At 46.8% G+C, this 13253-nt stretch carries 15 protein-coding genes and 1 other annotated feature; of the genes, 2 read left to right on the plus strand and 13 right to left on the minus strand.

Annotated features, from left to right (window positions below; all coding sequences use genetic code 11):
- Nucleotides 1-111 precede the first annotated feature (111 nt).
- Nucleotides 112-1197, minus strand: a complete 1086-nt coding sequence (locus ACWJJX_RS13890; RefSeq protein WP_454023047.1) for a M42 family metallopeptidase — start codon at nucleotides 1195-1197, stop codon at nucleotides 112-114.
- A gap of 183 nt (nucleotides 1198-1380) precedes the next feature.
- On the opposite strand from ACWJJX_RS13890, the gene ACWJJX_RS13895 reads away from it, so the two are divergent.
- Nucleotides 1381-1773, plus strand: a complete 393-nt coding sequence (locus ACWJJX_RS13895; RefSeq protein ID WP_003152498.1) for a hypothetical protein — start codon at nucleotides 1381-1383, stop codon at nucleotides 1771-1773.
- 13 nt (nucleotides 1774-1786) lie between these two features.
- Here ACWJJX_RS13895 and ACWJJX_RS13900 read toward each other — a convergent pair whose 3' ends face one another.
- The 8 genes from ACWJJX_RS13900 to ACWJJX_RS13935 form a co-directional block, all read right to left on the minus strand.
- Nucleotides 1787-2053 carry a DUF1294 domain-containing protein gene (locus ACWJJX_RS13900; protein WP_003152496.1) on the minus strand — a complete coding sequence of 89 codons (267 nt, stop codon included), beginning with the start codon at nucleotides 2051-2053 and terminating at the stop codon, nucleotides 1787-1789.
- 57 nt (nucleotides 2054-2110) lie between these two features.
- Complete coding sequence (rplT, locus tag ACWJJX_RS13905) at nucleotides 2111-2470, minus strand: 50S ribosomal protein L20 (RefSeq protein WP_003152495.1); 360 nt, start codon at nucleotides 2468-2470, stop codon at nucleotides 2111-2113.
- 31 nt (nucleotides 2471-2501) lie between these two features.
- Complete coding sequence (rpmI, locus tag ACWJJX_RS13910) at nucleotides 2502-2702, minus strand: 50S ribosomal protein L35 (RefSeq protein WP_003152493.1); 201 nt, start codon at nucleotides 2700-2702, stop codon at nucleotides 2502-2504.
- 12 nt (nucleotides 2703-2714) lie between these two features.
- Nucleotides 2715-3236, minus strand: a complete 522-nt coding sequence (gene infC, locus ACWJJX_RS13915; protein ID WP_071543361.1) for a translation initiation factor IF-3 — start codon at nucleotides 3234-3236, stop codon at nucleotides 2715-2717.
- 58 nt (nucleotides 3237-3294) lie between these two features.
- Nucleotides 3295-3425: a sequence feature (ribosomal protein L20 leader region), on the minus strand.
- A 181-nt stretch (nucleotides 3426-3606) separates the two neighbouring features.
- Nucleotides 3607-4290, minus strand: a complete 684-nt coding sequence (lrgB, locus tag ACWJJX_RS13920; RefSeq protein WP_063174677.1) for an antiholin-like protein LrgB — start codon at nucleotides 4288-4290, stop codon at nucleotides 3607-3609.
- A gap of 12 nt (nucleotides 4291-4302) precedes the next feature.
- Nucleotides 4303-4743 (minus strand): antiholin-like murein hydrolase modulator LrgA, encoded by a 441-nt coding sequence (gene lrgA / locus ACWJJX_RS13925; RefSeq protein WP_454023048.1) that lies wholly within the window; start codon nucleotides 4741-4743, stop codon nucleotides 4303-4305.
- A 129-nt stretch (nucleotides 4744-4872) separates the two neighbouring features.
- A complete protein-coding gene (locus tag ACWJJX_RS13930; protein ID WP_058906272.1) occupies nucleotides 4873-5607 on the minus strand; it encodes a LytR/AlgR family response regulator transcription factor in 735 nt (244 codons plus the stop codon).
- A complete protein-coding gene (locus ACWJJX_RS13935) occupies nucleotides 5585-7366 on the minus strand; it encodes a sensor histidine kinase (protein ID WP_031379151.1) in 1782 nt (593 codons plus the stop codon). Before ACWJJX_RS13935 ends, ACWJJX_RS13930 begins: the two co-directional genes overlap by 23 nt.
- 184 nt (nucleotides 7367-7550) lie before the next feature.
- Here ACWJJX_RS13935 and ACWJJX_RS13940 point away from each other — a divergent pair, with 184 nt between their 5' ends.
- The gene (locus ACWJJX_RS13940; RefSeq protein ID WP_454023049.1) at nucleotides 7551-8345 is read left to right on the plus strand and encodes an HAD family hydrolase; all 795 of its coding nucleotides are present in this window, start codon (nucleotides 7551-7553) and stop codon (nucleotides 8343-8345) included.
- Between the two features lie 53 nt (nucleotides 8346-8398).
- Here the strand turns inward: ACWJJX_RS13940 and thrS are convergent, their stop codons facing one another.
- The 4 genes from thrS to dnaI form a co-directional block, all read right to left on the minus strand.
- Nucleotides 8399-10330 (minus strand): threonine--tRNA ligase, encoded by a 1932-nt coding sequence (gene thrS, locus ACWJJX_RS13945; RefSeq protein WP_015417978.1) that lies wholly within the window; start codon nucleotides 10328-10330, stop codon nucleotides 8399-8401.
- 409 nt (nucleotides 10331-10739) lie between these two features.
- Complete coding sequence (ytxC, locus tag ACWJJX_RS13950) at nucleotides 10740-11570, minus strand: putative sporulation protein YtxC (protein WP_003152478.1); 831 nt, start codon at nucleotides 11568-11570, stop codon at nucleotides 10740-10742.
- A 65-nt stretch (nucleotides 11571-11635) separates the two neighbouring features.
- Entirely contained in the window at nucleotides 11636-12277 is a 642-nt protein-coding gene (locus ACWJJX_RS13955; protein WP_070082726.1) for a TVP38/TMEM64 family protein, read from the minus strand.
- 31 nt (nucleotides 12278-12308) lie between these two features.
- Nucleotides 12309-13244 (minus strand): primosomal protein DnaI, encoded by a 936-nt coding sequence (gene dnaI, locus ACWJJX_RS13960; protein WP_007408085.1) that lies wholly within the window; start codon nucleotides 13242-13244, stop codon nucleotides 12309-12311.
- Between the last annotated feature and the right edge of the window lie 9 nt (nucleotides 13245-13253).

Genomic DNA, 13253 nt, shown 5'->3' on the forward strand with positions numbered 1-13253 from the left:
CAAAAACATGTTGTCAGATTTTTCTATGTCTTTTCTTATTGTAGACGCAAGGCTCATATTTGTACAGACAAAAAAAAGAATCTGCTTAAAAAAGCAGATTCTTCCGTATCTTTATTGATAAGTAATACGGTCAACCGTTTCCCGGTCTAATTTTTTAATCACTTCTGTGATCAATTTTACCGTATTCTCATAATCATCCCGATGCAAAATAGCGGCATGAGTGTGAATGTAGCGCGTCGCGATCGTAATGGACAGCGCCGGCACTCCGTTTGCGGTTAAATGAATGGAACCTGAATCCGTGCCCCCTCCGGCAATGGAATCGAATTGATACGGAATTCCCGCTTCTTCCGCCGTGTTCACGACAAGGTCGCGCAGCCCTTTGTGAGATACCATTGACGCGTCATACAGAATAATTTGCGGCCCTTCGCCGATTTTGCTTTGCGCCTCTTTTTCAGAAATTCCCGGTGTATCTCCGGCAATTCCGACATCCACACCGAACGCGATATCAGGCTGGATCGTATGTGCCGCTGTTTTCGCCCCGCGCAGCCCGACTTCTTCTTGAACCGTTCCGACCCCGTATACTTCATTCGGGTGATCACTGTTTTTCAGATTTTTTAATACATCGATGGCAATCGCACAGCCGATACGGTTGTCCCATGCTTTCGCCAATAAATGCTTTTCATTGTTCATCACTGTAAATTCAAAATACGGCACAATCTGGTCACCCGGAAGAACGCCCCATTCCATTGCTTCTTCACGGCTGGACGCCCCGATATCGATGAACATCTCTTTAATATCAGCGGCTTTTTTTCTGGCGTCAGGAGGCAGAATGTGAGGCGGTTTCGAACCGATGATCCCCGTGATGTCCCCTTTTTTTGTCACGACGGTAACGCGCTGGGCCAGCATGACCTGAGACCACCAGCCGCCGACGGTTTGAAAGCGGAGAAAGCCTTTATCAGTGGTTTGCGTCACCATAAAACCGACTTCGTCTAAATGCCCTGAGATCATGATTTTCGGACCGTTTTCTTTGCCGGTTTTTTTGGCGATTAAACTTCCCAGCCGGTCTGTTGTGACATCATCGGCAAATGGTTCTATGTATGATTTCATCACTTGTCTTACTTCTCTCTCATTTCCCGGTATCCCTTTTGCATCCGTTAACGCTTTCAGCATGGTGAGCGTTTCATCTAATTTTGTCATCAATAAACCTCCTTTTTTTCACTACCCTTCTTATTATACAAAACCAATGCTGAAGCATACGATTAATTCGCCTGAAAAACGGGTAAATGTTTTTATCTATTTCTTTTAAAAAAATGAAACTTTTTGTTTTGTTTTTCGTATTACATCAGATCATGACAAAGGTGAGGAGGTGCCTTCACACATATGGCCATTACAGTATTAAGGATTGTCTTGCTTGCACTTCTTATTTATTTTATTTACATGTGCGTCAAATTTTACGCAAACCCGAAAAGAAGGCTCAGACTGGCGCAATCAAAAGAGAATTTTTATTTTATTGACGAACAGAAAAACACGCGAAAAAATCTCCAGCTTACTTATAAAGGAGTGCTCTTTGAAGGAGAAAAGCATATCCCTTCCAAAGATCATCCGCTGTTTATTCATACGATATTTGTATGGACCGAAAATCCGGAAAAGCTGAACCGCTTTTCTGCAGGTGATTTTGAAGAAGTCGAAAAAAAGGTATTGGAGCGTTACCCGAATTGCAAGATTGATTGGGACCAGCCCATCAAAAAAGCGAAAAAAGCAGGCGAGCGATAAGCTCTCCTGCTTTTTATTTTTTATACATCAAATACATGAGCACAAGGGCGGCTTCAGTGAGAAAAAGCAGCGGCACCCCGTATAAAAAGGATTTGTGCTTCGTCTTATGCCTGAAGGTGCGCATGCCGATCCATACGCCGAGTGAGCCGAACATGGCGGCTGTGAGCCATATTCGTTTCTCTGATATTCTCCACCTGTGCGCCTTTGCTCTTCTTTTATCAGCGCCCATGATCCAAAAGCCGTATCCGTTTATCAATACGGCGTAAATGAAGAGAGCCATTGATTGTCACCCTTTACGTAAAAAAACCGCTCCCGGAAAGAGAGCGGCTTTTTCAACTTACTTGTCTAACTGAGCTTTAGCAGCATCAGCAAGCTGATTGAAAGCAGTAAGATCGTTTACAGCAAGATCAGCAAGCATTTTGCGGTTTACTTCGATGCCTGAAAGCTTAAGACCGTGCATTAAACGGCTGTAAGAAAGACCGTTCATACGTGCAGCAGCGTTGATACGAGTGATCCAAAGCTTACGGAAATCACGTTTTTTCTGACGGCGGTCACGGAATGCATAGTTTCCTGATTTCATGACCTGCTGGTTTGCTACTTTGTATAATGTATGTTTTGAACCGAAATAACCTTTTGCTAATTTAAGAACCTTTTTACGACGCTTACGTGTAACAGTTCCGCCTTTTACTCTTGGCATTAGATTTCCCTCCTAATTGTTCCTTGTCCGATTACTTGATGTTGGCAAGCTGTTGTTTGATGCGTTTGAAGTCTCCTGCGCTCACAATAGCACCCTTGCGAAGCTTACGCTTTTGCTTTTGGGATTTGTTGGCGAATAAGTGACTTGTGTATGCATGAGAACGTTTTAACTTCCCAGAACCTGTCTTTTTAAAACGTTTAGCAGATCCGCGGTGAGTTTTCATTTTTGGCATGGGATTTCCTCCTTATTGCTTTTCGTTTTTCGGCGCGAGCATTAAGAACATGCTGCGGCCGTCCATTTTTGGTTTTGTTTCGACTGTCGCAACTTCCGCACATGCTTCAGAGAAACGGTCCAATACGCGCTGGCCGATTTCTTTATGAGTGATTGCGCGCCCTTTAAAGCGGATAGAAGCTTTCACTTTATCGCCTTTTTCAAGGAATTTAATCGCATTGCGCAATTTCGTGTTAAAGTCATGCTCATCGATCGTCGGACTTAATCTAACTTCTTTTAAGTTAATGATTTTTTGATTTTTGCGTGCTTCTTTGTCCTTTTTCTGCTGCTCGAATCGGAACTTACCGTAGTCCATGATGCGGCAGACAGGCGGTTTTGCATTTGCTGCAACTAACACAAGGTCAAGATTTGCGCGGCCGGCGATTTCAAGTGCTTCCTGACGGGACTTGATGCCGAGCTGATCGCCATTTTGTCCGATCAGACGAACTTCACGTGCACGGATACCCTCATTAACCAATTGATCTTTGCTAATAATGAGCCACCTCCATAGTTTCTTCGAATTGATTCACAACGCTTTTTGACTGCATTCTGCAGGCAAACAAAAAGTGCGGGCATGACAACACACCCACACTACGAACATCTGCATAAATAAAAATGTACGGTCAACCTGCCAACTACATGAATGTGTCAATCAGGTGAGAAGCGGGTGCCTCTGCTTGTGATTTATATTCAATTCAATAACTATTCTACACAATACCGGATCATTAGTCAAGAATGACTTCTCCGGATCAACTTTTTCATTTTAACACGATGCCGGGGCGAGCGCAAGGAAAAATGTGAAATTTCGTTATATGCCGCCCGCGGGCGTGCCAACACAATAAAAAACCCGGGTCTATAACCCGGGTTTATCCTCCGATGAGCTGAACGAATACCGGAATGACCAGCACCGTCACCACTCCTACGACGACAACCGCGATACTTGCCATTGCCGCTTCTACTTCCCCCATCTCAATGCCGACCGCAACACCGAGTGCGTGTCCTGATGTGCCGAGAGCCAGTCCCTTAGAGATTGGGTGCTTTACTTTAAACAGTTTTAAGAATAAAGCGCCAAGAGCATAGACGATAACGGCGTTGAAAATAACGGCGAAAGCGGTGATGTCGGTGATGCCGCCGATCCCTTTTGACAGCGGAAGGGCAATTGCCGTTGTCGCCGCCTGCGGAAGCATGCTTTTCATAACGGCCGCGTCAAGATGAATGCCTTTTGCGATCAAATAGACAATCGTGACTGAGCAGATAGAGCCGACAATGATGGAAGACATGATCTGCCACCAGTATTTTCTCAGCTTGTCACGCTGTTTGTATAAAGGGATGGCAAAAGCGATCGTCGCGGGCTCCAGGAAGAATTTAATAATGTCTCCTCCGCTTTTATAATCTTCATATGAAAAACCGCCGAGCTTCAGAAAAAGAATTCCAAGCACCATCGCGACAAACAGCGGGGTGAAGAGGAAAAAGCCTCTCGTTTTTTTAAATAAATACGTGCCGATGCCAAAGGCCGCAAGTGAAACGACAATACCGAAATATGGACTCATCCGTTTTCCCTCCTAATGCTGCACAAGTTCGTTTTCCTGATTGGAACGGCGCACCGTTTGTTTATCAGCCGGAGCAGCCTTCTGACGTTTTTGGCTGACAGACAAGATCAGCTGAGAAAAAAGGCCCGTCGCCCCTAACAGAATGATGGTGGCGAGTAAGATGACGAGTGCGATCTGCACGCCGTACTGCTGCATGACGCCAAGTGAATTCATCACGGAGATGCCCGACGGGACAAATAAAAATCCGATCAGTGACGTTAATGATGTTCCCAGCGTTTCTACTTGTTCAAGCTTAATCACTTTCAGGCCTAAGAGGACAAATAATAACACCAAACCTACTACGGAAGCGGGTATAGGAATGGGAACAATCGCTGCAATCCCATTAGATATGAGCATAATTACGGCAAAAATAAATGCTTGTGTCAGAAATCCGTACACTTTTTTCGCACTCATTTTCTTCACCTCTTTCTCTTTGTTAGGTCCATTATAAAAGAGAAATCGCTTTTTAAAGCGCTTTCATAACAAACGGCTGAATATTCATTCTGAAATGCAAAAAACGGCTGCTGAAATGCAAAAGCCGCCTCATATAATATGAAGCAGCTTTTTTAAGTCCTTGGCGTATGTACGGCTGACGGGAATTTTAGAGCCGTCTTTTAGAATCAGATTGTAAGTCGAATTAAACCACGGATGAATTTCCGTAATATGCTCCGTATTCACGATGAACGCGCGGTGCACTCTCAAGAAACCCGTATCAGGCAGTTTTTTCTCAATGACCGCCAAAGTTTCATGAACGGAATAAGACGCGGCAAACGTTTTGACGGAAACGTGTCCGTCCTCCATGCCGGCGTAAATAATGTCCTTCGTATCTAAAATGACAATAGATTCACCGGCTGATACAGCCAGTTTATGCGCTCCGGCTGCGGACGGCTGCTCCGAGACGGCTCCTGCCCTGTCCAGCTTCACTCTTTTAAACTTTCTGATCGTCTGGCGCACTCTTTCTTCATCAAAAGGCTTCGTTAAATAATCGAGCGCGTCGACTTCAAAAGCTTTTAAAGCAAATTGGTCATACGCCGTCGCAAAAACGACGGCCGGCGGATTTTTCATGTTTTTCAGCCGTTTGGCAATGTCAAATCCGTTTTCTCCTGACAAATCAACGTCCAAAAACAGCAGATCCGGTTTTTGATCCATCATACTGTCAAAAGCGGATTCAATATTTTCAGCTTCGTTTATGTCACTTACTTCATTCGTCCGTTTCAGCAAATAAGCTAATTCATCTCTTGCCAGCATTTCATCATCAACGATTAACACCTTCAGCATGTTCTTCTCCTTTAGTCATCAGTTTCAAAGGCAGCTCAAATGATACGTCCGTACCTTTGCCGGCCTCACTTTCCAATCGCAGGGCTGCTTGTGGGCCGAACAGCCCGATCAGCCGCTGATTTAAATTGTAAAGCGCGGTTCCCGTCCCTTCTTTAGACGGGAGCGGACGGTTTCCGAGCACGGACAGCAATTCCGGATCAATTCCCCTTCCGTTATCTCCAACCCGCATTAAAACCGACTGACCGGCGGATACCACGCTGACATTGACGGCACAGCTGTCCTGCTTTCTTGAAAATGCATGGCGAAGCGCATTTTCGACGAGAATCTGCAGCACAAAAGGAGGAATTTCGATGTCCTCCAAACCGCGTTCGATTTCAAGACTGATTTTATATTTCCCGGGAAAACGGGCCTGCTCCAATGATAGATACGCCTGCAGATGGTTCAGTTCTTTAGAAAGCGGGATGAGCAGCTGCCTTGCTCCCTGCAGATTGGAACGGAAATAGACGCTGAGCTGCAGCAGAAGCTTTCGGGTTTTTTCCACATCCGTACGGCAAAGTGCAGAAATCGTATTGATCGCATTAAACAGAAAATGCGGATTGACCTGTGCTTGAAGCGCTTTTATTTCTGCGTCTTTCAGCAATTTGCTCTGCAGTTCCGCCTCGCCGAGTTCAAGCTGGGTTGAGAACAGCATGGCGAGTCCTTCTGCAAGCTCTTCTTCAACCCGGCTTAATCCTGACGGGCTTTTAAAGTACATTTTCAACGTCCCGATCGTTTTGCCGTTTGACGTCAGCGGCAATACGATCGCCGCATGCAGCGGACAGGGATCGTGCGTGCATTCAATTTCTTCCTTTGATGTCGCTTTCATAATATGACCCGTTTTAATGACGCGTTTTGACAATCCGGTGATCAGGCTTTCAGACGGAATATGATGGTCGGCACCCGCCCCGACGTGCGCCAAAATCTTTTCGTTATCCGTAAGCGATACCGCGTCGGTTCCTGTTTGCCTGTGAATGATGGCGGCGACGCTTTTGCATGAGCTTTCATTCAGCCCCTGGCGGAAAAACGGAAGCGTCTGATCGGCAATCATCAGCACCCTGTGGGTTTCAAGGGCTCTCGCCCGTTCTTCCTTCCGGATAATCGACTGAATGATCGAAAGAAAAATAAAAGTCCCTGACCCGTTTACCAATATCATCGGGATGCCGATGATGCTCACAAGCGTCCAAGCATCAGAAAACGGCTTGGCCATCAAGAGGATGAGCAGCATTTGCAGCGATTCCATTCCGAGTCCGACAAGCGCGGCCACACGCGGTGTCGGCATCGCATAGCGTTTTCTGAAATACCGTCCGATCCAGCCGGACAAAATGCCCGCTAAAACGGATGAGACGGCACAGCTGACTGCGGTCGCGCCGCCGAGTGATAAACGATGCAGGCCGGCCAGTATGCCGACGCCGATTCCCACATACGGACCGCCTAAGAGTCCGCCGATTTCAACGCCCATAATTCTTGTATTGGCAATTGAACCGGACGGATTAATTTGGAACACCCAGTCATTATTCATGATTGTATTCCGCTGAATTTCTATTCCCGTATAGTTGCTGATGATACTGAACAGCGAGAAAATTGAAATCAGCACCGCTTTGCCTTTATAGCTCTCAGGCTGCTGGAGCGCCTGTCTGAACAATCTGGTATGAGCCAGAACAAATCCCAATATGACGATAATTCCGACTCTTTCCAGCATCATGATGATCAAATGCAGCATACTTTTCACCTGTTCTTTCAAATTGTATTTTATCACGTTTTAGAGCCTGAGACAGAATCTGACACAAACCTGCCTGTTTTTTTCAAATCATCTGAAAACATCTTTCACAGTCTATGTATCTATTGTAGAATAAACGGGAGCCTTGCGGCAGAGAGTTTCAGAATATAACAAAGAGGAGAAGATCATGAAAGCCGTATTTTTTGATTTGGACGATACACTGTTATGGGATGAAAAAAGCGTCAGAACAACATTCAGGGAAACATGTTTACAAGCGGAAAAAAAATATGGCCTTGACCCGCATACATTTGAAGAGGCGGTTCGGAAAGCGGCACGGGAATTGTATATGTCATACGAAACCTATCCTTATACGGTCATGATCGGCATTAATCCGTTTGAAGGATTGTGGGCGAATTTTTCCGAGCCGGTCAGCGAAGGATTTAAACAGCTGAATCGGATTGCGCCGGAATACAGACGAAACGCCTGGACGAACGGCTTAAAAAGCGTCGGTATAGACGATGCGGCTTACGGCGAATATTTGGCGGAGTTTTTCGCGGCGGAACGCAGACAGCGCCCGTATGTGTATGATGAAACGTTTGCGGTGCTTGATAAGCTGAAAGGTGTTTATGAATTGCTTCTGCTGACAAACGGCGATCCCAGCCTGCAGAAAGAAAAACTAGCCGGCGTTCCTGAGCTCGCGCCTTATTTTAATGAAATCGTCATCTCAGGCGCTTTCGGAAAAGGGAAACCCGATGCCTCCATATTCGAACATTGCCTCAGCCTCCTGAACCTGAAAAAAGAAGACGCCATGATGGTCGGAGATAACCTCAATACTGATATATTGGGAGCGAAACGGGCAGGCATTACGACAGTCTGGGTAAACCGGACACAAAAGAAAAATGATACGGACATTGCGCCTGATTACGTGATCAGCGATCTTCACGAGCTGTTTGCGATTATAGAGAAACAAAAAGAAAGATAATTTTATACGCAAAAAAACCCCATTCTGAATGAACGGGGTTTTTGTATTTCCGGTTATTTTTTCGCTTCGGCTACAGCCTTTTTCACAAAATCGTCCAATGAGACGGTTTCTGATTTCTGCTCGCCGTATTTCCGGACGTTTACCGCGCCGTTTTCCGCTTCTTGGTCACCGACCACAAGCATGTACGGGATTTTTTGCATTTGCGCTTCACGGATTTTATAGCCGATTTTTTCGTCCCGGCTGTCAAGCTCGACACGCAGGCCTTCGCGCTGCAGGCGCTCCTGCACTTTTTTCGCATAGTCAAGATGCACGGACGGTGATACAGGAATGACTTGGAATTGCACCGGCGCAAGCCATGTCGGAAGGGCGCCCTTGTGCTCTTCGATTAAGAAAGCAACGAAACGCTCCATCGTTGACACGACGCCGCGGTGAATAACGACAGGGCGGTGCTGTTTGCCGTCTTCTCCGACGTAAGTGAGATCAAAGCGTTCCGGAAGAAGGAAGTCAAGCTGTACAGTTGACAATGTCTCTTCTTTGCCGATCGCCGTTTTCACCTGCACGTCAAGCTTAGGGCCGTAAAACGCCGCTTCGCCTTCCGCTTCATAATAGTCGTGCCCCATCTCATCCATTGCCGCCTTCAGCATGGATTGCGCTTTGTTCCACATCTCATCATCATCAAAATATTTTTCCGTGTCTTCAGGATCGCGGTAAGACAGGCGGAATGTGTAATCATTCAGGCCGAAGTCTTCGTATACGTCTTGAATCAAACGGACGGTGCGGATGAATTCTTCTTTAATCTGATCAGGGCGGACGAAAATGTGCGCGTCATTTAACGTCATGCCGCGTACGCGCTGAAGACCTGAAAGCGCCCCGGACATTTCGTATCGGTGCATCGTTCCCAGCTCTGCAATCCGGATCGGAAGCTCGCGGTAGCTGTGAATGTCCTGTTTGTAAATCATCATATGGTGAGGACAATTCATCGGACGGAGCACGAGTGTTTCATTGTCCATTTCCATCGGCGGGAACATTGTATCCTGATAATGATCCCAGTGGCCCGATGTTTCGTACAGGTCTTTGCTTCCGAGAACAGGCGTATAGACGTGCTCATAACCGAGGCTCAGCTCTTTATCCACAATGTAGCGCTCGATCACGCGGCGGATGGTCGCGCCTTTCGGCAGCCAGAGCGGCAGACCTTGTCCGACTTTTTGAGAGTTGGCAAACAATTTTAATTCTTTGCCCAGTTTTCGGTGGTCACGCTCTTTCGCTTCTTCAAGCATGCGCAAATGCTCTTTTAAGTCATCCTTTTTAAAGAAGGCCGTGCCGTAAATGCGCTGAAGCATTTGGTTTTTGCTGTCGCCGCGCCAGTATGCGCCCGCAAGGCTCAGCAGCTTAAATTCTTTAATTTTGCCTGTAGACGGCACATGCACGCCGCGGCACAGGTCAAAAAATTCGCCCTGCTCATAAATGGAGACCGTTTCGTCTTCTGGGATGGCATCCAGCAATTCAAGCTTCAGATTATCGCCGATTTCCGCAAACATGGCTTTTGCTTCATCACGGCTCACTTCTTTTCGGATGATCGGCAGATTTTCACCGATGATGCGTTTCATTTCTTTTTCAATCTTCGGAAGGTCATCCGGCGTCAGCGCCTGCTCCATTTCAACGTCATAATAGAACCCGTTTTCAATGACGGGGCCGACTCCGAATTTCACATCTTTATAAATGCGTTTAATCGCCTGGGCCAATAAATGCGCCGTGCTGTGCCGCATGATGTTCAAACCTTCTTCTGTGCCTTCTGTAATGATTTCTACGGCACCGTCCTCTTGAATCGGCGTTCTTAAATCAATTTCCTGTCCGTTCAGTTTTCCGGCTAAAGACTTTTTCTTTAATCCCGGACTGATGGATGCCGCGATATCTTCTGTTGTTGTTCCTTTCGGAAATTCCTTTACCGCTCCGTCCGGAAATGTGATGTTGATCATATCTGACATCTTCGTCACTCCTTTTTTTATGCAAATCAAAAACCCCGCCCCCTATGAAAGGGACGAGGTTAAATAAACGGAATCGTGGTTCCACCCTTTTTTCCGCGCGGCCGATTGTTTCGGCACCTGCGGCTCTAAACTCTGTAACGGGAGTTCCCGTCAGCTATTACTGGCGCTTATTCCGGCGTTCACAGCTGAAGTTCAAAGGCGGTAAAGACAATGATCCATAGCTGGAAAGCTTTCAGCCTGGGCTCTCCTCTCTTATAAAGCCGGTATCAATGCTTCATGTCCTTATCAATACGTGTAGCAATCATTAATCTTTTATGTATTATAAAATGTCTGTGAGAAAAATGCAACTCGGTTTTCCGTCTGATTTCACACAGACAGCCCTGCCGCTTACACAAGGCCGTCCGAGCGGCTATCCTTCCGTCTTCTCGGCTGCAAACGCGCCCAGCGGAAAAAGGCGCACCCTCTCCTGAAACACGTTTTGAATCGTTCTGGACATCATATGTTCCGGTTTGTCCGTATACAGTTCTACCGTCTCAGGCGCAATGGAGATCAGCGGCGCAAGGAGATGGGAATCTATATACATCGGGTGCTCCCGCACAAACCGTCTGTCTATGTATTTTTTCTGTTCCCGTTCTGACACATAGCGCAGCTCCCACAGCGTAAAAGCCCGGTCATGTACGATGCGGACTTTCTTCATCCGCGGCGGATTGGATGTCACATAATCTCTCAGAGACTGGATAAAGTTTTGATATTCCTGTTCCATCCGGTATTCATCTATCGCAGCCTCCGCGTATTCTCTGAGCCTCTCATAATACCTGCCGAGCCGGAACGTCTGAAACGAACGCACGGAAAAAACACCCGCATCAAGTGAAATCGTCCGGAGCGCATCTGAAATAAACTGTGTGCGCGGCTCTTTCTTCGGCTCAAACGGATGATCCTCAAGCTCTCCTTCCATAATGCTGTGTGCAAGCTGAAGGATTTGCTGCTGTTCATCCTGATCGGTGAAGCAGTATGCGTCCTCAATAAGCGAAAGCATATGCTCGTCTTCTTTGCATTCCAAAAAAAACCTGACAAGTATCGGCTCAATAAAGCGCTGAACGCAAAAAGCCGTTTCAGACCTTGCGATTCCGACTTTTTTTATGCCTTCACGGACAATAAAATGTCTCCGGTCGTCCGATTGCTGAATGAGATGTAAAAAAGCGGCGGTATCGTGGTCATCTTCAAAGATCACTTCAAGCATATTTGTCCCCCCTTACGGCATCTGTTACAAGTATATGGGGGATGTTTTTAAAATAGACGTAAAGGTTAGCTTTCACCGCCGAACAAATGACGCACCTTCTTTTTAAATATAACGGGAAGCGATAAAAATACGACGTAAAGACAGATCACGCAGAGTACGGTCAGCACATTGCCGGACATAAAGCTCGCGCCGAGCACATTCAGGACGATCGTCCCCGGAATGATGCCCGCTGCGGTCGCCAAAAAATACGTTACCGGCCTGACTTTCGATAGGCCCGCGGCATAGCTGATCACATCAAAGTTAACAGGCAGAATGCGCAAGATAAAAATATAAAAGAAGCCATTGGTTTTCATCTGCTTTTGAATGGCTTCCATTTTTCCATGACGGCTTTTCTCATTAAAGGCAAACAGCCCCGCCGCAAAAAAAGACGCGGCGGCAGCGCCCATTGAGCCCGCCAGCGTATACATGGTGCCGAAAAACGGGCCGAACGCCAATCCTCCGGCGACGGAAACGATTGATACGGGAAACAGCACAAAAGGCCTGACGATGGAAATTCCGATAAACACAAGCGGCGCAAAAACACCGAACGATAACACCCACAGCCGGATCTCCTTAGGCGACAGATTCAGATATTTGCGGTTTGCCCACAGCAAAAGACCCGCTCCCGCCGCAGCCGCAGCCCAAGTGACAGCCTTCTTATTCCTCATTCCCTCAAATCCTTCCCATTGGACGCCGGCATCATGAACGGCGGCGGTTTTCCCCGTCAAGACGGACGGGCGAAGCCAAATATAAAATCCGCTCCATCAGTCTTGCCGCTTTTACTTCTTCCTTTTCTCCCCGCTGTGAATACGTAAAATGATGCTTCAGCTCGTCTGGTGAAAAATTAGACGAGAAGAAAGTGGGAAGCTGCTGGCTCATTCTGTGCTGAAGCACGGTGCCGATGACTTCATCCCTGACCCAGCTTGTCATTGATTCCGCTCCGATGTCATCAAGCATCAGTACGGGCGTCGTTTTCACCATATTCAGTTTCGCCTCCAACGACTGATCCTGGAGCGAGTTTTTCAGCTCTCTGACAAATTCGGGAACATATACGATCATTGATGAATACTCTTTTTCCGCCAGTTCGTTGGCAATGGCGGCTAAAATAAATGTCTTTCCGATTCCGAATTTTCCGTACAGATACAGGCCTTTGCCTTTTCCCGTTTCATTATAGCTCTTCAGAAAATCCGTCACATGCTGGAAAATGCCGAGTCTGCTCGGATCGGTAATGTCGATCTGCTGAAACGTCGCGCCGAGAAGATCCTGCTGGATATACATGCTCTTCATCAGGGACTTTTGCCTTTTCTGGCGGTCGAGCTTTCTCTTTTCCGGACATTCGTAATATTCAATATCAATGGAACGCCCGTTGATCACAAGCTTCGGATGGTAGCCTTCAAGCAGGCTGTTCGTCCGGCTGTCTTTCGAACAGAAGGCGCACTGTTTGCTTTGCTGAACGAATTCGTACAGTTTATTTAACCCTCTGTCAATCATGCTTTGATTGATTACATCTTTCTGTTCCTTCAAAAAAGCCTGGACGTCTTCGTCGGCCATGACTTGCTGCTGCATTCGTTCCAGGCGTTTTTGAAAGTCAGGTCTTTTCGTCACGCCTTCTAAGGATCGGCTGATCGGTTCCATTCAATATCA

This window comes from Bacillus sp. YH3-2-B2 (assembly GCF_053663335.1).

Bases quoted from the DNA above. Each gene is read 5' to 3' on its own strand.
- ACWJJX_RS13890 (WP_454023047.1), bottom strand. From the start codon at position 1,197: ATGACAAAATTAGATGAAACGCTCACCATGCTGAAAGCGTTAACGGAT.
- ACWJJX_RS13895 (WP_003152498.1), top strand. From the start codon at position 1,381: ATGGCCATTACAGTATTAAGGATTGTCTTGCTTGCACTTCTTATTTAT.
- ACWJJX_RS13900 (WP_003152496.1), bottom strand. From the start codon at position 2,053: ATGGCTCTCTTCATTTACGCCGTATTGATAAACGGATACGGCTTTTGG.
- rplT (WP_003152495.1), bottom strand. From the start codon at position 2,470: ATGCCAAGAGTAAAAGGCGGAACTGTTACACGTAAGCGTCGTAAAAAG.
- rpmI (WP_003152493.1), bottom strand. From the start codon at position 2,702: ATGCCAAAAATGAAAACTCACCGCGGATCTGCTAAACGTTTTAAAAAG.
- lrgB (WP_063174677.1), bottom strand. From the start codon at position 4,290: ATGAGTCCATATTTCGGTATTGTCGTTTCACTTGCGGCCTTTGGCATC.
- lrgA (WP_454023048.1), bottom strand. From the start codon at position 4,743: ATGAGTGCGAAAAAAGTGTACGGATTTCTGACACAAGCATTTATTTTT.
- ACWJJX_RS13930 (WP_058906272.1), bottom strand. From the start codon at position 5,607: ATGCTGAAGGTGTTAATCGTTGATGATGAAATGCTGGCAAGAGATGAA.
- ACWJJX_RS13935 (WP_031379151.1), bottom strand. From the start codon at position 7,366: ATGCTGCATTTGATCATCATGATGCTGGAAAGAGTCGGAATTATCGTC.
- ACWJJX_RS13940 (WP_454023049.1), top strand. From the start codon at position 7,551: ATGAAAGCCGTATTTTTTGATTTGGACGATACACTGTTATGGGATGAA.
- thrS (WP_015417978.1), bottom strand. From the start codon at position 10,330: ATGTCAGATATGATCAACATCACATTTCCGGACGGAGCGGTAAAGGAA.
- ytxC (WP_003152478.1), bottom strand. From the start codon at position 11,570: ATGCTTGAAGTGATCTTTGAAGATGACCACGATACCGCCGCTTTTTTA.
- ACWJJX_RS13955 (WP_070082726.1), bottom strand. From the start codon at position 12,277: ATGAGGAATAAGAAGGCTGTCACTTGGGCTGCGGCTGCGGCGGGAGCG.
- dnaI (WP_007408085.1), bottom strand. From the start codon at position 13,244: ATGGAACCGATCAGCCGATCCTTAGAAGGCGTGACGAAAAGACCTGAC.